This is a genomic window from Alloscardovia sp. HMSC034E08 (assembly GCF_001813415.1).
Taxonomy (GTDB): domain Bacteria; phylum Actinomycetota; class Actinomycetes; order Actinomycetales; family Bifidobacteriaceae; genus Alloscardovia; species Alloscardovia omnicolens.
On the sequence record NZ_KV812468.1, the window covers coordinates 1,155,145 to 1,174,514 of the forward strand.

Here is a 19,370-nt window from a genome sequence, read left to right on the forward strand (position 1 = left end):
AATCATCTTTTCTCAGTCTTATGTATGATTCTAGTAACAACAGAAGGACAAAACAGGGCTAACAAGCCATATCTTGCGCAGTTTAATAAATTCTCAATAATGTAATCTGGCTCACACTAAATTTCCTTAAAATCAATCGAACATAATGTAATCATCGACTACACTTGAACGCGGGAAAGAATGGCAAAGAACCACAAATGGCGTGGCTCGCAAGTGCGATAAGCCGCGCGCATAACATTTAAACACACGCTTAGCAAAGGAGCTGTTATGACTACTGTTGCCGTTATTGGCTGTACACACGCTGGAACTTTCGCAACCACCTCGATTCTCAAAGCGCATCCGGATTGGACGGTTCACGTTTTCGAGCGCAACAACTCGCTCTCCTTCCTCTCCTGCGGCATCGCTTTGTGGGTGGGCAACAATGTGAGCAATCCGCAGCGCATGTTCTATTCCTCACCTGAGGCTTTGGCAAAGGCAGGCGCAACCATGCACATGCGTCATGATGTTCTCGACGTGGACGTTGCTGACAAGACCTTGCACGCACGCGACTTGGAGAGCGGCGAGGTGAGCGAGTACAGATTCGACAAGCTCGTGGTTACCACAGGTTCTGCTCCGGTTTTGCCTCCAATTGAGGGCTTGGCTCAGGCTCGCGAGAACGGTTCTGTGCTGCTGTGTAAGAACTGGGATCATGCGCTCGAAATTAAGGAGCGCGCTAAGAGCGCGAAGTCCGCTGTGGTTATTGGCGCCGGCTATATTGGCGCGGAACTGGCCGAGCAGTTTAGCCAGAACAATATTAAGGTGACGCTGATTGATGCGCTCGACCACGTTCTCGAGAATAACTTCGATGCCGCTGTTTATGAGCCAACCGAGAAAGCGTTTGAAGAGCATGGCGTAACGCTCGCTTTGGGCCAGAAGGTTGTCGCTTTCCGCCCTGCAGAAGAAGGCGTAACCGTTGTTACAGAAAAGGGCGAATATACCGCTGATTTCGCAGTTATGGGCGCAGGATTCCGTCCGCGCAACGATTTGATTGAAGGTCAGCTCAAGACCCTGCCAAACGGCGCGATTATTGTGGATGAGTATATGCGCGTGAGCTTGCCTGATGGCATGATGACCAACGACGTGCTGTCTGCTGGCGATAGCGCAACTGTATTCTATAACCCGACGCAGGCTCCTGATTACATTCCACTGGCTACCAACGCTGTGCGTCAAGGCTTGCTCATTGGCGAAAATATTGTTGAGCCAACGCACGCATATTTGGGTACTCAGGCAACGAGCGCCGTTCAACTGTATGATTTGTCGATGTGCGCTACCGGTTTGACTTATGCATCTGCTGTACGCCGCGGTTACGACGCTGGCACGGTAACGGTGACTGAGGATTATCGCCCAAACTTTATGCTGAGCACCACTCCAGTTACATCTACTTTGGTGTGGGATAAGACAACAGGCCGTGTTTTGGGCGCTCAGTTCATTTCCAAGCACGATATTTCTTTGGCGGCTAACGTCGTTTCTGTGGCTATTCAAGCAAAGTTTGGCATTGCGGATCTTGCTGGTGCTGACTTCTTGTTCCAGCCAAACTTCAGCCAGCCAATCAACTTCGTTGGCTCGGTTGCTTTGGCTGCTGTAGCGCAGTAAATAGATAACGACAGAGGCGGGGCTGATTCATAGGGAATCGGCCCCGCCTCTTCTTTTATATCGCGGCTAGGCGCGGCGGCGTAGTGTGGTGATAACACCTGCAATCATGACCATGAGGACGATGCCTACGAGAGCCATCTTCACGATGGTGTCAGCATAGCTAGGCTCAGGATTAATAACCTTGTCTGTCGACTGAACGGTCACGGAAACAGGCACTTCATCCTTCGAACCATCAGGATACGTCACTGTTACTGTTTCCTTGATTTCATCACCAGGCTTCGCGTTGTTGTCAATAATAACCGTGACCTCACCGGTACGTGGATTGGCAGTCACAGGCGATTCATCAGGAACACTGAACTTTGTCCCCTCAAGTATATTCTCATCTCCTGTTTGAGGAACCTTTACCCGGCTCATAACCTGGATTATGTTCATCTTCTCTGGTGCGCTAACCATTCTCGTAGGCGTATGGGCTTTGTGGCCGAATGCGGCTGTAGAGGAGTAGACGGAATAGACAGAATAGTTCGTGGGCGTTGTGAGTATCCCAAGCTCTCAACGCTCACGTCTGTCTGGAGCCCAAAATCGGACAGATACGAACGTGGCGGTTGCTAGTACAACGAACTAACAACCGCCACGGCATCGAGCAGACAAAAACCCTACGCTTTCTTACCCCTGCGCTCGTACAGGAAGAAGAACGCGAACAGAAGTGCAACGGCAACGAAGGTAAATGGAACGCCGGTCAAAGCGGCCATGTGGTAGTCCTCGCCGGAATTCTCCAAAGCGATACCACCCATAATCGAACCCAAAGAGTTGCCGCCGTTAAACGCAATCTGAACCATCGCACCCGCGAGCATTTCGCCACCGCCTTCGCCGAGCTTAACCATCAGCAGCTGCTGCGGAGACGAAATAAAGAACATGCCAACCGCGCAAATAAAGGTCAAAATAGCAGAAGTTGGGCGCGAACCTGGATCTAAGAAAATAGCAATTATAGCAACAACTGCAATCAGCTGACCAAATCCTGCCACAGCTCCAGGCACAAACTTATCTGTAATCTTGCCACCTGCTAGACCGCCCACAACCATACCGAAGCCAGCAAGAGTCATTAATAATGGAACTAATACTTCGCTCCAGCCGCCCACATGTTGCAGCCAAGGAGAAACGTAACTCCACCAGCAGAAAATACCGGAGTTACCTAAAAACACAGCAAAAATCACAAACCAAGGCTTCATGCTGCCTAGGAACTTAAACTGTCCCATTAAACCAGCGTCAGGAATAACAGGAATATCAGGCACAAAGCTGAGCACAAGCATAATCGTCATCAGTGCCCACACAGATAAAATAGCAAATGCCAAACGCCATGAAACTACTGTTGCCAGCCATGTACCAAACGGTACGCCGACCATATTCGCAACTGTCTGACCTATAACCATCTGCGATACTGCCATGCCCTCTTTACCTTTATCTGCAAGAGCTCGAGCAATAATCGTTCCAGTTCCAAAGAACGCACCGTGCGGCAGCCCCGAAATAAAACGAGCAATGAGCAAAATAGAAAAATTAGGCGTTACAGCAGCCATGGCATTACCCACAAGCGTCACAATCATAAAAAGAATAATCAGATTACGAGGCTTAATAGTGCGTCCAAAAATGAGCATCAGCGCGCCTACGCATACGCCAATTGCATAGGCAGATACATAGTGCCCAGCCGTCGGAATACTTACTGCTGTATCCTGCGCAGCATGTGGCAAAACGCCCATCATCACAAATTCAGAAGCGCCGAGGGCAAAAGTTCCCGCAGCCAGGGAAAGAATACTTCTCTTCATAAAACTGTCCGTTTGTTTTCTCTTGTGTCTCTCTTGTCGTTTCGCCTTGTTTTGGGCTTTTGCGCTTTTGCGCTTTTGTGCTTTGCCTGCGTGCTCTGTCGCCTTGTGCGCGTGCTCGCCGAGGAACCAAAGGCGATAAGAGGTCGTTCACATCGCGTTATTAACAGCGTCATCGAAGGCGTTATTGCCAGCGGTATTGCCGACGTTATTGACGACACTATTGACGCGCAGACGAGCAATCACATAATCTCCATACTGTAGTGCGCGGCTAGCTTGGCAATATCTGACTCGCACGGAACGCCATAACAAGCTACTAGTTTATCCCAGCGTGCGATATTTTCTGGGCTAAATTTCTCTACGCGAGCGCGAGCCGTGTGAACGCTAACAAAACGCGGAGGCACGGACTTCGTGTGGAACTTGTCAGCAAGTAAAACTATCTCCTGTTCAACGGTTTCAGGCAAATAATCCTGAGGCTCTAAAGGAAGATTTTGCTGTATGCACTCGGCTTTCGTAATGCCAACTCCCGTATGATTGCGCGCAAACTGCGCAAGACTCTCGTCAAAACCTTCGGACAGCAGCAGCTCATAGCCGCGCGTACCGTGTTGAATATAGATGTTTCGCTGAAAAATTGGCTCTCTGCCAACGTTCACGTGCTCGGCTTGAATCTCAGCGCCCGTGTTCACGCGCTCAGTTTCGAGCACGCTATACGTGCCAATATCGTGTGCGAGCGCGCCTTCAATCAGCGTATTCGTTACGGTTTGTCCTGACTGCTCAGCGAGAATTACTGCCAAACGCGCAACAATCTCACAGTGCGTAGCAATCAGCACGAAAAACTTCTGCGCGCTCTGCTCGTTGAGCGTAAACGCACGCGCTTGCTCTTTGTGTAGCTCGCGAAGTGCGCGCGTAGTTTCGCTCGTGTTCCACAGATCGGAATGTTTCATAACTGCCATGCTACTGTGTACCTATGGCGATTTCTGTGAGCACCCAAGATTATGTGAAAGCTATTTGGAAGCTACACGAGTGGCATCATGGTGAGTTGGGCGAGGATAGCGTTATCTCGCCTACTGATTTAGCGCATGAAACAGGCATGCGCGCATCGACTGTTTCGGGAGCTTTGGCTCGTCTGAGCGATCAGGGTTTCGTGATGCACGCGCCTTATGGCGGCATCCAGCTCACAGACAAAGGTAAAGCTTTGGCTTTAACGATGTTGCGCCGTCACCGCATTATTGAAACGTATTTGGTGTGCGCGCTTGACTACACGTGGGACGAAGTTCATGACGAGGCTGAGGCTTTGGAACATTCGGCCAGCACAATGATGATTAACCGTATGGAGGAAAAGCTCGGTTTTCCTGACCGCGATCCGCATGGAGATCCTATTCCTGACCGCGAAGGCAATTTACCTGTTTTCGATACGATTAACGTTAACCTCGTTCCTGTTGGCGCGCGGGCTGTGATTAGTCGAGTGAACGATGACAACAACGAGCTTCTGCAAACTTTGCAAACACATCATGCCATGATTGACAGCATTATTACTGTGCGCGCTTTAACTGCCGACGCTATTACTCTGCAGGCAGATGACTGCGAGGCGTTTGAAATTTCCACTACGGACGCTGATTATATTCGTGTGACGAGGGTTGGGTAGATGCTTGCTGGGCGGGAGAACCGCATAGCTGCGTTGGGGTCTATACCTGTTTTGCACGTTATTCCAGTGTTTGCCAAGCACGAATTGATGCATCGAGTATGTAATTTATTTGATTCGCATGCTGGATCTTTCACCGCTATCGATAGCACCACTCATTAAAGCTGTTTGACCACTCAAATCGCAGCTGGTAAAAGCTTTACCATTCACTGCTAAGCACAGCTATGAAAGATACAGCAGAAAACGCAATCTCGGTCATCACAGCTAAGAAACCAAACCTTACAAATATCAAGGATTTAACTGCAGGGATTCAACCACTCCCACTTCTTTCCACCCCATCAAAGCGTTGCATATCTCACAGTTCATGCATCGCAAACTTTGAGCAATCTCTTCCCCTCCCTCGACTGCCATGAGTAAACTAAGGTTAGTTTAATAATGAGGAGAATTGCATGACGACATCGACAACACAGTCCGGCACCGAAAAATGGACAAACCCACTGCGCGATCCGCGCGACATGCGCCTGCCTCGCATCGCGGGTCCTTGCTCACTCGTTATTTTCGGCGTTACCGGCGATTTGAGTAAGAAGAAGCTGATTCCTGCCGTATACGATCTCGCAAATCGCGGTCTGCTTCCTGCTGGTTTTGGTTTAGTAGGTTTTGGCCGCCGCGAATGGAGTCACGAGGATTTCGCGGACTTTATTAAGCAAAACATTATTGACCATGCTCGTACTGAGTTTAATGAATCCACGTGGGAATATCTCAAGGGCGGCATTCGCTTCGTTCAGGGTACTTTTGACGATGCAGACTCCTTCAAGCGCTTATCCGACACGGTTTCCGAGCTGGACGATGTGCGCGGAACCCAAGGAAATCATGCGTTCTACATGTCTATTCCTCCTCGCGACTTCCCAACCGTTTCGCGTCAGCTTGCTGATTCTGGTTTAGCGAAGTCTTCTGAAGGTGCATGGCGTCGCGTTATTATCGAGAAGCCTTTCGGTCATGATTTGCAGAGTGCTCAGGAACTCGACCGCGTTGTTGCTGAAGTTTTCGACCCTCAATCTGTGTTCCGCATTGACCATTATTTGGGTAAGGAAACCGTACAGAACCTGCTGGCTTTCCGTTTTGCGAACATGATGTTTGAGCCAGTGTGGAACTCTAACTATGTTGATCACGTGCAAATTACCATGGCTGAGGATATTGGTATTGGCACACGTGCTGGATACTTCTCCGGCATTGGTATTGCTCGCGATGTTATTCAAAACCACTTGCTTCAGCTGATGGCACTGACTGCGATGGAAGAGCCTGTAAGTTTCTCTGCTCAGGATTTGATTGCTGAGAAAATTAAAGTGCTGTCTGCTGTGCGTTTGCCTGAAGATTTAGCCGCTCATACAGCCCGCGGACAGTATGCTGAGGGTTGGCAAGGCGCTGAAAAGGTGAACGGTTTCCTGGACGAGAAGGGTATTGAGCCAGACGATCGCACGGAAACTTACGCTGCTATCCGCTTGGACATTGACACGCGACGCTGGGCAGGCGTGCCGTTCTACTTGCGTTCCGGCAAGCGTTTGGGTAAGCGCGTAACGGAAATTGCCGTAGTATTTAAGCACGCTCCACATTTGCCTTTCGAAGATACTGCAACGTCTGAACTGGGTAACAATGCTTTAGTTATTCGCGTGCAGCCAGATGAAGGCATTACTATGCGTTTCGGCTCTAAAGTTCCGGGCACCGCTATGGAAGTGCGCGATGTGAATATGGACTTTACGTACGGTACTGCGTTTACTGAGCAGTCGCCAGAAGCTTACGAACGTTTGATTTTGGACGTTCTTTTGGGCGAGCCTCCTCTCTTCCCAACCACACGTGAGGTAGAGCTAAGCTGGGAGATTTTGGATCCTATTGAGAAATTCTGGGAGAGCCAGCCTCAACCTCAGCCTTACCGCGCAGGCACGTGGGGCCCACAGGAGGCTGACGATATGTTAGCTCGCGATGGACGCGCTTGGCGTTTGCCTTAAATATGGGCACGCGATGGTGATTGTGAGTGTGTTGACGAGAAAGAACGAATTATGATTATTACCTTACCTTCGAGCACGACCTCTGAGATTTCTTCTCAGCTTGCTCTTGCACATGCAAAGCACGGCGAATCTCCTCAGGGACGTGTGTTGACTTTATTGTTATCGACCAGTGAGAAAGATTTGGATAACTCTTTGCAAACGGCAATTCATGCAAGTCAGGAGCACCCAAGCCGCATTATTGCTGTGGTTACCGACCGCGCGGATGCGCCAGATATCGAAACGCTTCCGGCCGTTGCCGTAGGTACGGTGGCTCCTTTGGCCGCCCAGATTCGCATCGGCTCCGACGGTGGCGCGGGCGAAGTGATTGTTTTGCGCCCGTCCGAGGGGTTGCTGCGTCACTTAGATACGCTCGTTATCCCGCTGCTCGTTCCTGATGCTCCTGTTGTGGCTTGGTGGTCTGGCAGTGCGCCTTACTCCCCTTCCAAGTCTCTTCTGGGTTCAATGGCTCGCAGCTGCATTACCGATGCTCAGATGTCGCACGATCCGATGGGCACCTTCCTTAAGCTGCGCTCCCAGCACACGCGTGTCGAAACGGATCTGTCGTGGACGCGCCTAACTGTATGGCGAGGCCTGCTCGCTGCTCTTATCGACGAGCCTCTTCACACGGCAATCAAGTCGGTAACGGTGCGCGGCAGTAATAATCATCTGTCTGTAGACCTGCTTGGCGCGTGGCTCGCGTGGGCGCTCAACGTGCCGGTTACTTTCGAGATCGACGATAATGTGTCGGCCGTCTCGGGCGTTTTCTTCCACCGCGAAGACGGTATTAGCGCTATCGAACGTCCAAGCGACGAATCCTCGAACGTGTATATTACCAAGCCGGGCGCGCACAAGCAGACGATTTCTGTGCCTCACCGCACGCTCTCCGACTGCATGACCGAGGAATTGCGCCGTCTTGATCCAGACGAAATCTATAACGCCGTCGTTACCGAGGGCTGGGATATGATTAGTCATGATCACTGGAACAATTAACGCTGGAGTTGATATGTCGGATACATCTCGCAATATTTTGGTTTACAACTCAGAAGATATTCTGATTAATACCGTTGCCGCGCGCCTCCTGCTACGCATTTCGGATCTGTTGACCGCGCAAGACCGCGTAGACGTTGCGCTCACCGGTGGCACGGATGGCATTGCTGTACTGGCTGCGGCTGGTAAAAGCCCACTGACCGCTGCTATTGATTTTTCGCGCGTTCACTTCTGGTGGGGTGATGAGCGTTTCGTTCCTTCTGATGATGGAGATCGCAACGCTTTGCAGGCACGCGAAGCCTGGCTCAACACTTTGATTGATGCCGGCGAGTTGCCAGAAAGCAATATTCACGAAATGCCTGCCGAAAAGCGTAGCGCTGAGCAGGTAGAGGTTGCCTCGAATGAGGATAATGACGCTGTTTTGGCGGCTGCCGCGCGCGAGTATCAGGCTGAGTTGGAGCGCGAACTGGGCGAGGAAGGTGCTTTGGATATCGCTTTGTTTGGCGTGGGTCCTGATGGTCATTTCGCGTCCCTCTTCCCAGGCCGCGAAGAAGTGCGCATCGAGGATGAGACTGTTAAGGCTATTGGCGTGGCCAATTCGCCGAAGATGCCTCCTTTGCGCGTAAGCCTGACGGTTCCATACATTCATAAGACTGATTTTGTGTGGGTCTTCGCTTCGTGCGAGCGCAAAAGCGAGGCTATAGCACGCGCTTTGTATGAGCCAGACAATTACCACGTGCCAAGCTCGTTCGCGCGAGGTACAGAAGAGACCTTGTGGATGCTCGATAAAGCAGCAGCTGCAAATCTTGCTTAACAATAAAAAAGCTGGCCAGCAGGCCAGCTTTTTTATTTACTTAATCGCCGGTCTATCCAGTTAAACAGCAACTCGAACAGGAGCGCCAAGATCATAACAACGCACAGCGAAACCATCACCGAGCCATAACCGATCTGATTGACGTTCACAAAACCGTACGGATAGTAATGTGTTACAGCGCCATAACCGAGCATCCATGCAGCCCAAAGCCACGGAATCAAGTAGCTTCTCAGCAAAACCTGCCCGCGTGGGAATCCGCCAAAAAAGTCGCGCGGACCCCACAGTGCCCACACTACCCACACAGCCACCGGCACGCCCACATGTTGCCACGGGGAGGTGAGTAGCGCCAAACCGCGCAAATGAAGGAACGGTAGAATCGCCACAAGAAAAACGAGCGACGTAACCGTAATCATGAGTAGCGCCATATTCACTAAAGCCACCCGCCATGCGGTTTTGCGCACGCCGGCGGCAAGCAGGCCAAAAACAATGGCAACCACAATATTCGACACCATCGTAAAGTAGCTCATACCTTCAATAAAGCGCTGAGCAGCACCCGCCATACCGTGCGCAGAATGACCATACAAACCCGGCCAGTTGCCCGATTCACGTGGATACAGGTCGAAAATATTGCCGATATTGGTAACAATCACGCCAAACCAAGCGACCCCGGATACCGTGCCCCACGCTCTACGCGCACCACGCGCCCGCGGGCCTGCGCGGAAAATATCAGACATTTCTCTCCTCTCACGCGAAAACCGCGGCAGCCATGCCAATCAGCACACCCACCGCGGACTTGAGCAAGAACTAAACGAAATTAAACGAAACTAAGCTTCGATTTCGCTGCGATCCTCACTCCACAAAGTGTGGAAGGTTCCTGGCATATCTACACGACCATAGGTGTGAGCACCAAAGAAGTCGCGCTGTCCCTGAATAAGAGCAGCTGACAAACGGTCGGAACGCAAGCCGTCGTAGTAAGACAAAGAGCTGGAGAATGCTGGAACTGGAATACCAACGCGAGCAGCAGTTGCCACAACCTCACGCCATGCATCCTGAGCGTTCTCCACAGCAGCCTTAAAGTACGCATCCTGCAAGAGCGACTCGAACTTTTCGCCGGAATCGAAAGCCTCAGAAATGCGGTTGAGGAACTTTGCGCGAATAATGCAGCCACCGCGCCAAATGCGAGCAACTGCACCCAAATCAATCTGCCAGTTATGCTCTGCAGCGCCGGCGCGAATCTCATCGAAGCCCTGAGCATAAGCCACAATCTTGGACGCATACAATGCCTGACGAACTGCTTCTACGAACGCAGTCTTATCTTCAACATCAATCTTGCCGTTAGGACCTGCCAATGGCTTGGACTTTACTTCTTCACGCTGAGCAACCATTGAAGACAAACCGCGAGCAAATACTGCTTCTGCGATACCGGTTACAGGGGTTGCGAGGGACAAAGCGGTCTGAACAGTCCAGGTACCCGTGCCCTTCATGCCTGCACGGTCTACAACAACATCCACGAAAGGCTTGCCAGTCTTAGCGTCTACGTGATGCAAAACTTCTGCAGTAATTTCTACGAGGTACGAATCCAAATCACCCTTATTCCACTCGTCGAAAGTGTTTGCGATTTCCTCAGCACTCATGCCCAAACCGCGACGCAGCAAATCGTAGGATTCGCCAATAAGCTGCATATCTGCGTATTCAATGCCGTTGTGCACCATCTTAACGAAGTGACCTGCACCGTCATGACCAATATGGGTTACACAAGGCTCACCTTCAGCAACAGCTGCGATAGATTCCAAAATTGGGCCGAGCGTCTTCCAGGACTCATCGGTGCCACCAGGCATCATGGAAGGGCCGTTCAAAGCGCCTTCCTCGCCACCGGAAATACCGCAACCAACAAAGTGCAAACCGCGAGCGCGGACAGCCTTTTCGCGGCGGATAGTATCTGGGAAGTAAGCGTTTCCACCGTCAACAATAATATCGCCTGGTTCCATAGCATCGGCCAAAGCGTTAATCATAGCGTCGGTTGGCTCGCCTGCTTTAACCATAATGATTGCTGTGCGTGGCTTAGCCAAGCTTGCTACGAAGTCTTCGATCGTTTCGGACGGAACGAAAGTACCCTCGGAACCGTGCTCGTTGATGAGAGTTTCGGTACGACCGTAGGAACGATTATATACAGCCACGGTATTGCCATGACGTGCGAGATTACGGGCTAAGTTGGAGCCCATAACTGCCAAACCTACAACGCCGATATTTGCTTGTGCTTCTGCCATATTATTTCTACACTTTCTGTTGCAAAAAGGTCTTCTACCAGTGTAACGAGGGCGCTAGAAAGTTCGCGCACATCGAACGTGTGGTGGACGGGTGGGGTTGGGTTGACGAGCGTGCGTGTAGATTGTGCGTTTGCACTACTGACACGGTTCACGCATCCGTACGCTATGGCAGAACAGCAATCCCCGCTACTCCTGCCCAACTTCCGGATTGAGCGGATCTCCAGGAATATCCTCGCCCGTATACTCGGCGTGGAGGAATTCACGCCAAAAATCAAGGCTGGCGCCATATGGCTTAGCGTTGCGTCCTTGAGTTTGCAGCTCATACTTGGCAGCTTGCACGTCCAGCGCAGTCAGTCCGTCAAGGTAAGTCTTCAAGCGTTCCATCTCGTCAGCGCGGTTAAAGAGCGAAACAACAATATCCGCTAAAACGCGCGCTCTATCAATCGGTAAGCTATCCCAGTGACGCAGCTCAACGAAGTTCTTTAAGCGCACGTCGGTAAATTGCGTGGAAATAATGTGGTTCATCTCGTACACGTTCAAAGCGCGGTCTGGGTAAACGTCGGCAGCCGTCTCGTAGCTGGCCATGTATACGCTACCTTCGCCGGCTTCGGGAGTGTGCGTGGTGTCGGCAACCATGAGCGGTGTGGCCAGAACGTTCACGACCGCTTTTTCAAAGTCAAAGTTCGAGTCATAAAGCCCTGGAATAACGCCCGTGCGGCCGGTTCCGATCCCCTCCCACATGTGCTGACGAAGCAGCGGCAAACCGTTGGCTGCGCCCTCAAAGTATGGGGTGTTACGGAACAAGTACGCTAAAATCGGACCGACAGCTGTGCCCATGCGCATTTTCGCGATGGCGTCGGCTTCGCTCGAAAAATCAAGACTAATCTGAGTGGACGCGGAAGCACGCATCATATTCCAACCGTAGGCAGATAAACGTCCCAGATAAGCGGTCATCACATCGTAGCGGCGCTTAGGAATAACGCTCAAATCATGCGCGCGGCTGCGTGGCGTATAACCATAGTTAATCAAGCGAATGCCGTGTTTCTCCAAAATTGGGTCGATGTCGCGGCGGAACTGCGCGTACACATCGTTGAGCTCTTCAGGCGAATCTAAGACGCCCAGCGAGCACTCGATTTGCGCACCTGGTTCGAGCGAAATAGCAATCTTTCCGCGACCAAGACCAAGCAAATGCCCGTCTTCGTAATACTCACGGCTCTCGTCATACAGCGGGGCTAAATCATGAAGCACGTCGCGAATGCCGTGCTCATCTGTGTATCCAACGGCCTCATCTGTGCCTACGCGCACTGGCAAATGTTCAATTTCTACGCCGATGCCATAGTTATCGCGTGTTACACAACCGGATTGGAAGAACTCAACCAACGACTGCACGTGCGCGTCTTTTACGGGAGAATCGTAGTGATAGTGAGGAAATTCTTTTAACATAAGCTTCACTTTTCTGTGCGGGCGACGCGGGCGAGGGCAAGCGACCCCTAGTTCAGCGCGTGCACCTCGAAAGACCCCGTTTCAGCATCAGCTACCAGTATATGGTTCACTGGCAACTCTTCCCAGCCCTCGTCTTCCTTCTGTTCGAAACCAGAAGACGCCACAACCACACCACCGTCAATCTGCTTGTATCGAATCACACGATAATCTGCAGCTTTTTCGCGCTGACCGTAGGCATCGTAAACCTCTTCAATACGGTGAGAAAGGCGGTCATGACCAGTTGCATTGACTGCAATAAACTGCTTTTGAGTATGAACTAAGCAGTTATACGAGGAATTTTCGTACTGCTCACGCAAGGTCGCTATGGCGCGCTCTACCGCCTCGTCAAGCGCATAACCCGCGTTACGGAAATGCAAGATATGCGCGAAATAAATAGCAGAATCAGATTTTCCACCCGTTTGAGCGATTTCATATGGTGAGACAGCGACGTCTGGGTTGTGCACAAGATTGACGCCATCTTCAGAAGAAATATCGCCGTTATGAGCGAAACTAATGCCGTCCGCGGTAAAAGGCTGCTGATTTTCAGGGATAAGTGGCAGATTAGAGGATGCGAGACGCAAGTGGAAGATAGAGCTACGAGCAGGCGTAGATGCTAAAGACTCAAAATTATGATCGAGATATGCAGGTTCTGTTGTGCGGTAAATATTTTCGAAAACTGCAGGGCTTGGAGCACCGCCATCGTTCACCTGAGCGTCACGATGGGTTGTGCTAATCTGACTGGTTCCCCAGCCATCGTTGTGAATACGCGATATTTCCTTGAACTCATCAAGCTGAGCGGAACCCACAGCATCACGCAATGTAATGTCATTTCGCGTCGAAAAATATCCCAGTAATCTGCACATGCATATAAAAATAACCGCACGAGCCTTCGTACACGCCCATGCGGTTATTGCAGAAATTTATAACGCTTATAAAACTGCGTTATTCTTTGGATTTTTCTTCCTGATTATTATCTGCATTATCGCTTTGATTATCGCTTGCCTGCTCAGGAACGTTCTGCTCGGTCTGCGCGTTCTTTGCATGGTCAGGAACTTCGCCTGATTGAATCACAGCTAAGTCCACAGGAATACCTGCTTTCGCTGCTTTCTGAGCGAGAACGCCTTCCAAAGTAATATTTTTCTTCGTCTTACGCAGCTTCACGCGACGCAACGGGGCCACCGGCGAGCGCGAAACAAACAGAGGCTGAACCTCAACCAGCGGATTATACGCGGATAATCCAAACCATTTAATCGGCGAGCCGGCAGCTTTACGAATAGCATATTTCATGCGCAAAGCAATAGCACCAGACGACGGAATATTAGATTCAGGCATCAACTCTTTATGAATCAGAACGTACTTAATAGAGCCGATTTCTGGGTCCTCATCTACCTGCGGATAAATCGTGGTCTGAGGAGGAAGCGTGCCGTCATCAATCAGCTCGTGCATAATCTGATGCAAATATGTGGCCACGTTCTGGCTCACCTTAAAACCCAAGCGGATGCGCACACGGAACAGGAAGTTCGTGCCGAAGTTTTCTACGGAATACTCGCGCGTGTACGGATCGTCGGTAACGAAAACGGACACCGCCCACCAGGCGCGCGCACGCTTTTGATGGTCCGAGAAAATAGAGTAGAAAATATCCGTATCGAGACGACGAAGCTCGGTATCAGAGGTCAAATAGACCACGTTATCGGCGTACAGCGGAATGTTTTCGTCGTTGTGCAGCACGTTCAAAGCCGGGAGGAAGTCTTCTGGAGACATGTGACGGCGCTGAGAACGCTCCACCTTCGTACCCGTCTCCCACGTGTACATAATGCCGAAAATTGCCAGGCCGATAAGCGTGGTAAACCAACCACCGGTCATAAACTTGGACATCGAGGAGATGAAGAACAAAATCTGAATAGCCAAGAACACGATGGTAAACACAATGGCGGTAACGCGCAGTTGCTTGCCCCACCAAATGTATGCAGCCAGAAGAATCGTGGTCGTAATCATGGTAACCGTGAGTGCCAAACCGTAGGCCGCCGTGATGCGTTCGGAATCTTGGAAGATGAACAGCACGGACAGTGTAGCCACCATAAGTACCCAGTTAACCACTGGAATGTAGAGCTGACCGCGCGTGCGGCTTGGGTAGCGCACCTGCAAGTGCGGCATCCAATTAAGACCCGTAGCCTCAGACACCATCGTGTAAGCGCCGGTAATAAGCGCCTGCGAGGCGATAACGCCGGCCACAACGGAGAGCACAACCGCACCATAACGCACGGCTTCTGGCATCATTTGGAAGAACGGGTTGAGGTTCTGAATTTTCTCTACTTCCACGTTGAGCTGGTTTTGAATAATCCACTGGCCCTGGCCGAAGTAGTTAAGCATTAAGCAGACCTTAATGTATGGCCAGGTGGCGTAAATATTGCCGCGGCCCACGTGACCCATATCGGAGTACAAAGCCTCGGCACCCGTGGTGGCCAGGAAGACCGTACCCATAATCGCCAGGCTTGCGCGATTATGTGCAGAAAAGAGGAATTCGATGCCGTAAATCGGGTTAATGGCCTCAAAAATGGTCCAATCCGTGCCGATGGCCATAATGCCAGTAATTGCTAGGAAGGTGAACCACACGAGCACCACGATGCCGAAAACCTTACCGATGCTTTCGGTTCCGCGCGATTGGATAAGGAAAAGCACCACAATAATAATGGTGGTAATAACCAGCGTGAGACTAGGATTGGCAGCAAACACTCCTTCGAGCGGCTTAAGTGTGCGCAAACCTTCGACTGCCGAAGAAATCGACACGGCTGGGGTGAGCACGGAATCGGCCAAAAAGGCGGCGCCACCAATCATGGCAGGAATCCACAGCCATTTCGCGTAGCGTTTAACCAAGGAGAACAGCGCGAAAATGCCACCTTCACCCTTGTTATCGATGCGCATGGCAATAAACACGTACTTCACAGTGGTAATAAGCGTAACCGACCAGAACAGCAGGCTGAGCATACCCAGCACAGCCGCACGATCTGCATACTGAATACCGCCCTGACCAGCCACGAAAGACTGAGACAAGTACAGTGGCGAGGTTCCAATATCGCCGTAAACCACGCCGAGGGCAACAATCATCATACCCCAGGTGATTTTATCTTGAGATGTTTGCAGCTTGCGCCACCAACGTCCAAAAGGAGTGCTCGCCTTCTTGTTTTGCAATTCTGCCGTGCGCTTGGCTTCTTCTTCTGCTAAACGCTTGGCTTCGCGCTCCTCTTCCGACACCGCGCGCTCATCGATTTTCGGCGCCTTCGTAATGCCTTCAGGCGGCAAAATCGCGCCCGTTTCGGCTAAATCTCGTGCCAGAAGATCTGCAGTTGTGGTAACCGGTTGGTCGGTTTTGCCGTCATCGTCCAGTTTTCCCTCAGCTGCTTGTTGTGCAGTATCTTTTGCTAAATGCGCAAGACCTGAGTCTTGATTATTATCTGCGTCCATTTCAGACATCATATATAATCTCCGCCTGTTTCCAGGGCTTCTTCTTCTCTAGCTCGACGCGAACGCCCAGCTACACCTTAAGCACATAGTTTGCCACATGCCCTTAGCCAATAGACAACTATTTTACACGCTAGTATGGCAACTGTACGCACGAACCGTATTTTCGTAGGTTATGCGCGCAATCTCTTGCTCAGACAGATCGAGAACTTCGGCCATGCATCGCAGCGTGAACGGCGTGAGATACGAGGAGTTTGTGCGACCGCGGTACGGCTCGGGCGTAAGATACGGCGCATCCGTTTCGATAAGGATGTGCGATTTGTCGAGCACGCTGAGAGCCTCGCGCAAGCGCTCGTTCGCCTTGTACGTAAGAGTGCCCGAAAAGCTGAGATACCAGCCCTGCTCGTTGGCCAGGCGCGCCACGTCCGCGTCTGCAGAGTAGGAATGGAAAATCGTAGCTTCTGGAGCACCGTCTTTAAGAAGAGTGTTGATTACGTCTTCGTGCGCGTCGCGGTCGTGGATTTGCAGGGGAAGGCGGAGCTCTTTTGCTATCGCAATATGCTCGCGAAATGCCTGGATTTGGGCTTGGCGCGCGCCTTCGCCTGTGCGGAAGTAGTCGAGGCCCGTTTCACCGATAGCAACCACATCTGCTCGGTTATTGCAGGCGGTTTCGTAGACGGTGCGCATCGCCTCGTCGATATTCACCTCGTGCCATGGCTTGTAGCTAATGGCCAGGCCGTCGGGCCCCACCTCACCGCGATGACCATGCAACACCGTTTCGTTCGGATGGATAGCAACCGCAGCTTTTACCTGGTTCGGATACTGTTTGGCGATATTGACCGCACGATTAAGGTTCGGCAGCTCGCAGCCAACGTCGATGAGATGCTTCACACCTGATTCCTCAGCTTTGCGCAGCAGCTCCTCCACCGAGAACACCGGAACGGACTCCATACCGCGTTCTTCGGCCTGCTTGCTCATTTCGATCGCAAAATTCACCACAGACGCGATATGCGTGTGGTTATCGATGATTGGCGATGCGATCGGTTCTGGTTGCTCGGGCCAGGAACGTTTGCGATGTTTTTTAGCCATGATGTGCAGTCAGCTTCTTTCTGTTGATGATTGTTACGCGCAGATAAGAGAAAAGCCCGAGGGGAAGCTCGGGCTTAAAAGAGAAAGAGAAGAGGGGTTCAATTATCAGTATTAACTGCCAGCTCTAATGCTGATGTCTATTATTAAACCCACTCTTTCTGAGGTGAATGTGCAAAATACCTGAGCGTAAGCTTAGAATTTTGTGAAGAAAATGTGAAGCTCAACTCTTTTCTCTTGTAATTCTAGTTCTGTTCAATCTTCGCTTTTTCAGCTTCCAAACGAGCCTTTTCCTTTTCCACGCGAGCATTGAGCTCTGCCTGGAAACGTTCCAGCTCTTCGTCTACAGCTTCTACCGGAATCTTCTGGAAGATTGGCGTTGGCTTAGCAATTGGAGTACCCGCAACGATGTTTTCGCGCTGCCACGGGTGCACGTTCTCGCCCAACTTGTACTCACCGGTAATAATTGGGTAGGTAAAGTCTGGGTTGTCTAAATCGGCTACTTCTTCGATATGAGGAAGAGGAGAGAATACACCTGTTCCACCCATTGTTTCCCACACTTTTTGTGCGGAATGAGGCAAATATGGGCAGAGAAGAATGTTCACATCCATCACAGCCTGTGCTGCAGTGTGCAATACAGCAGCCAATCGCTCTGGACTATCTTTAATCTTCCATGGCTCAGTTGCAGAAATATACTTGTTCACTTCACCAGCAATACGCATAGCTTCAGCCAAACCAGCCTTCTGACGGTGGTTGTGAATGAAGTTACCGACTGTATCGAAAGCAGCGGCCGTAGTCTCTAAGAGAGCGCGGTCTTCATCAGTAACAAAAACCTCATCTACAGCAGGAATCTCGCCGAAGTTCTTATGAATCAGCGTTGCTACGCGGTTCACGAGGTTACCCCAACCAGAGACAAGCTCATCATTGTTGTGGCGAACAAACTCCGCCCATGTAAAGTCGGAATCAGAGGTTTCTGGGCCAGCAATAGAAATGTAGTAGCGCACAGCGTCCACCTGGTAACGCTCCAAAATATCCTTTACATAAATAACGATGCCGCGCGAGGAGCTGAACTTGCGCCCTTCCATCGACAAGAATTCAGACGACACAACTTCGGTAGGCAGGTTCAAAGCACCCATATCGCCAGCTTCGCCAGCCTTGGAGCCAGCACCATTGTAGCCAAGCAGCTCAGATGGCCAAATCTGGGAGTGGAACGTAATGTTATCTTTACCCATGAAGTAGTAGCTCAAAGCTTCAGGATCATTCCACCACTTGCACCATGTTTGGTCATCTCCACTGCGACGAGCCCACTCAATAGATGCGCTCAAATAACCAATAACAGCATCAAACCACACGTAGAGCTTCTTATTTGGATTATCGATCCAGCCTGGAACTGGAATGGGAATACCCCAATCAATATCGCGAGTAATTGCGCGAGGCTTCACTTCATTAAACAAACCAATGGAGAAGTTAATAACATTAGTTCGCCAACCTTCGCGAGTCTTGAGCCATGCCAAGTTTGCTTCTGCCAATGCTGGCAAATCAAGGAAGTAATGTTCAGTCTCTTCGAAACGAGGAGTTTCGCCATTAATCTTCGAAACTGGGTTTTTCAAATCAATTGGATCAAGCTCGTTACCACAATTATCGCACTGATCACCGCGAGCGCCATCAGCACCACAAATTGGGCATGTACCCTCAATATAACGGTCTGGCAAAGTACGTCCAGTAGATGGAGAAATAGCCACCATTTGCGTACCCTTGTAAATGTAGCCATTTTCTAAGCACCGCTTAAACATATCTTGCACAACGATTTCATGATTCTTCGTTGTGGTACGCGTAAACAGATCGTAGCTCAAACCCAGATTGCATAAATCTTGAGCAATCACACGATTGTAGCGGTTTGACAGTTCCTGCGCGGTAACGCCTTCCGCGTCTGCCTGCACCAAAATCGGCGTACCGTGTTCATCGGTACCCGAAACCATCAAAACATCATTGCCCTTCATACGTTCATAACGGGCATACACATCGGAAGGAACACCAAAACCGGCTACGTGACCGATGTGGCGAGGACCATTGGCATAAGGCCAAGCTACTGCTACTAATACATGACTCATGTTGTTGATTATCTCTAATTGAGGCGACATAGCG

General features: G+C 50.8%; 16 protein-coding genes. 6 read left to right on the forward strand and 10 right to left on the reverse strand.

Going from position 1 to position 19,370, the window contains the following annotated elements; genetic code table 11:
- The first annotated feature begins 267 nt into the window (after positions 1 to 267).
- Entirely contained in the window at positions 268 to 1,632 is a 1,365-nt protein-coding gene (locus HMPREF2909_RS06575; RefSeq protein WP_071415655.1) for an FAD-dependent oxidoreductase, read from the forward strand.
- A gap of 66 nt (positions 1,633 to 1,698) precedes the next feature.
- On the opposite strand, the gene HMPREF2909_RS06580 is transcribed toward HMPREF2909_RS06575, so the two are convergent.
- Both HMPREF2909_RS06580 and HMPREF2909_RS06585 read right to left on the reverse strand, forming a co-directional pair.
- Positions 1,699 to 2,046: a YPDG domain-containing protein gene (locus HMPREF2909_RS06580; RefSeq protein WP_071415656.1), complete on the reverse strand. Its 348-nt coding sequence runs from the start codon at positions 2,044 to 2,046 to the stop codon at positions 1,699 to 1,701.
- A 239-nt stretch (positions 2,047 to 2,285) separates the two neighbouring features.
- A complete protein-coding gene (locus HMPREF2909_RS06585) occupies positions 2,286 to 3,449 on the reverse strand; it encodes an MFS transporter (RefSeq protein ID WP_071415657.1) in 1,164 nt (387 codons plus the stop codon).
- Positions 3,450 to 3,539: 90 nt separating this feature from the next.
- On the opposite strand from HMPREF2909_RS06585, the gene HMPREF2909_RS09195 reads away from it, so the two are divergent.
- Positions 3,540 to 3,710, forward strand: coding sequence for a hypothetical protein (locus HMPREF2909_RS09195; RefSeq protein ID WP_155640462.1), 171 nt, complete (start codon positions 3,540 to 3,542; stop codon positions 3,708 to 3,710).
- Here HMPREF2909_RS09195 and HMPREF2909_RS06590 read toward each other — a convergent pair.
- A complete protein-coding gene (locus tag HMPREF2909_RS06590; protein WP_148130814.1) occupies positions 3,689 to 4,399 on the reverse strand; it encodes an HD domain-containing protein in 711 nt (236 codons plus the stop codon). The two genes, HMPREF2909_RS09195 and HMPREF2909_RS06590, sit on opposite strands and share 22 nt — an antisense overlap.
- A 14-nt stretch (positions 4,400 to 4,413) precedes the next feature.
- Between HMPREF2909_RS06590 and HMPREF2909_RS06595 the strand changes: the two genes are divergently transcribed.
- From HMPREF2909_RS06595 to pgl, 4 genes are all read left to right on the forward strand, one after another.
- On the forward strand, positions 4,414 to 5,091 hold the full coding sequence (locus HMPREF2909_RS06595) for a metal-dependent transcriptional regulator (protein ID WP_071415658.1): 678 nt from the start codon (positions 4,414 to 4,416) through the stop codon (positions 5,089 to 5,091).
- 446 nt (positions 5,092 to 5,537) lie between these two features.
- Positions 5,538 to 7,091 (forward strand): glucose-6-phosphate dehydrogenase, encoded by a 1,554-nt coding sequence (gene zwf / locus HMPREF2909_RS06600; protein ID WP_071415659.1) that lies wholly within the window; start codon positions 5,538 to 5,540, stop codon positions 7,089 to 7,091.
- A gap of 51 nt (positions 7,092 to 7,142) precedes the next feature.
- On the forward strand, positions 7,143 to 8,120 hold the full coding sequence (locus HMPREF2909_RS06605; protein WP_071415660.1) for a glucose-6-phosphate dehydrogenase assembly protein OpcA: 978 nt from the start codon (positions 7,143 to 7,145) through the stop codon (positions 8,118 to 8,120).
- 13 nt (positions 8,121 to 8,133) lie between these two features.
- Entirely contained in the window at positions 8,134 to 8,931 is a 798-nt protein-coding gene (gene pgl, locus HMPREF2909_RS06610) for a 6-phosphogluconolactonase (RefSeq protein ID WP_071416017.1), read from the forward strand.
- A gap of 32 nt (positions 8,932 to 8,963) precedes the next feature.
- On the opposite strand, the gene HMPREF2909_RS06615 is transcribed toward pgl, so the two are convergent.
- The 7 genes from HMPREF2909_RS06615 to metG form a co-directional block, all read right to left on the reverse strand.
- Positions 8,964 to 9,665, reverse strand: coding sequence for a Pr6Pr family membrane protein (locus tag HMPREF2909_RS06615; protein ID WP_071415661.1), 702 nt, complete (start codon positions 9,663 to 9,665; stop codon positions 8,964 to 8,966).
- Between the two features lie 90 nt (positions 9,666 to 9,755).
- Entirely contained in the window at positions 9,756 to 11,198 is a 1,443-nt protein-coding gene (gene gndA / locus HMPREF2909_RS06620; RefSeq protein WP_071415662.1) for an NADP-dependent phosphogluconate dehydrogenase, read from the reverse strand.
- Between the two features lie 186 nt (positions 11,199 to 11,384).
- On the reverse strand, positions 11,385 to 12,641 hold the full coding sequence (locus tag HMPREF2909_RS06625; protein ID WP_071415663.1) for a glutamate-cysteine ligase family protein: 1,257 nt from the start codon (positions 12,639 to 12,641) through the stop codon (positions 11,385 to 11,387).
- A 47-nt stretch (positions 12,642 to 12,688) separates the two neighbouring features.
- Complete coding sequence (locus tag HMPREF2909_RS06630; protein WP_071415664.1) at positions 12,689 to 13,543, reverse strand: class II glutamine amidotransferase; 855 nt, start codon at positions 13,541 to 13,543, stop codon at positions 12,689 to 12,691.
- A 79-nt stretch (positions 13,544 to 13,622) separates the two neighbouring features.
- On the reverse strand, positions 13,623 to 16,013 hold the full coding sequence (locus HMPREF2909_RS06635) for a KUP/HAK/KT family potassium transporter (RefSeq protein ID WP_373604537.1): 2,391 nt from the start codon (positions 16,011 to 16,013) through the stop codon (positions 13,623 to 13,625).
- Between the two features lie 252 nt (positions 16,014 to 16,265).
- Positions 16,266 to 17,228 (reverse strand): TatD family hydrolase, encoded by a 963-nt coding sequence (locus HMPREF2909_RS06640; RefSeq protein ID WP_071415665.1) that lies wholly within the window; start codon positions 17,226 to 17,228, stop codon positions 16,266 to 16,268.
- 242 nt (positions 17,229 to 17,470) lie between these two features.
- Positions 17,471 to 19,366 carry a methionine--tRNA ligase gene (gene metG, locus HMPREF2909_RS06645; protein ID WP_306722548.1) on the reverse strand — a complete coding sequence of 632 codons (1,896 nt, stop codon included), beginning with the start codon at positions 19,364 to 19,366 and terminating at the stop codon, positions 17,471 to 17,473.
- Between the last annotated feature and the right edge of the window lie 4 nt (positions 19,367 to 19,370).

Bases quoted from the DNA above. Each gene is read 5' to 3' on its own strand.
- HMPREF2909_RS06575 (WP_071415655.1), top strand. From the start codon at position 268: ATGACTACTGTTGCCGTTATTGGCTGTACACACGCTGGAACTTTCGCA.
- HMPREF2909_RS06625 (WP_071415663.1), bottom strand. From the start codon at position 12,641: ATGTTAAAAGAATTTCCTCACTATCACTACGATTCTCCCGTAAAAGAC.
- pgl (WP_071416017.1), top strand. From the start codon at position 8,134: ATGTCGGATACATCTCGCAATATTTTGGTTTACAACTCAGAAGATATT.
- HMPREF2909_RS06615 (WP_071415661.1), bottom strand. From the start codon at position 9,665: ATGTCTGATATTTTCCGCGCAGGCCCGCGGGCGCGTGGTGCGCGTAGA.
- HMPREF2909_RS06605 (WP_071415660.1), top strand. From the start codon at position 7,143: ATGATTATTACCTTACCTTCGAGCACGACCTCTGAGATTTCTTCTCAG.
- HMPREF2909_RS06595 (WP_071415658.1), top strand. From the start codon at position 4,414: ATGGCGATTTCTGTGAGCACCCAAGATTATGTGAAAGCTATTTGGAAG.
- HMPREF2909_RS06590 (WP_148130814.1), bottom strand. From the start codon at position 4,399: ATGGCAGTTATGAAACATTCCGATCTGTGGAACACGAGCGAAACTACG.
- HMPREF2909_RS06585 (WP_071415657.1), bottom strand. From the start codon at position 3,449: ATGAAGAGAAGTATTCTTTCCCTGGCTGCGGGAACTTTTGCCCTCGGC.
- zwf (WP_071415659.1), top strand. From the start codon at position 5,538: ATGACGACATCGACAACACAGTCCGGCACCGAAAAATGGACAAACCCA.
- gndA (WP_071415662.1), bottom strand. From the start codon at position 11,198: ATGGCAGAAGCACAAGCAAATATCGGCGTTGTAGGTTTGGCAGTTATG.
- HMPREF2909_RS06630 (WP_071415664.1), bottom strand. From the start codon at position 13,543: ATGTGCAGATTACTGGGATATTTTTCGACGCGAAATGACATTACATTG.
- HMPREF2909_RS06640 (WP_071415665.1), bottom strand. From the start codon at position 17,228: ATGGCTAAAAAACATCGCAAACGTTCCTGGCCCGAGCAACCAGAACCG.
- HMPREF2909_RS06580 (WP_071415656.1), bottom strand. From the start codon at position 2,046: ATGAGCCGGGTAAAGGTTCCTCAAACAGGAGATGAGAATATACTTGAG.
- metG (WP_306722548.1), bottom strand. From the start codon at position 19,366: ATGTCGCCTCAATTAGAGATAATCAACAACATGAGTCATGTATTAGTA.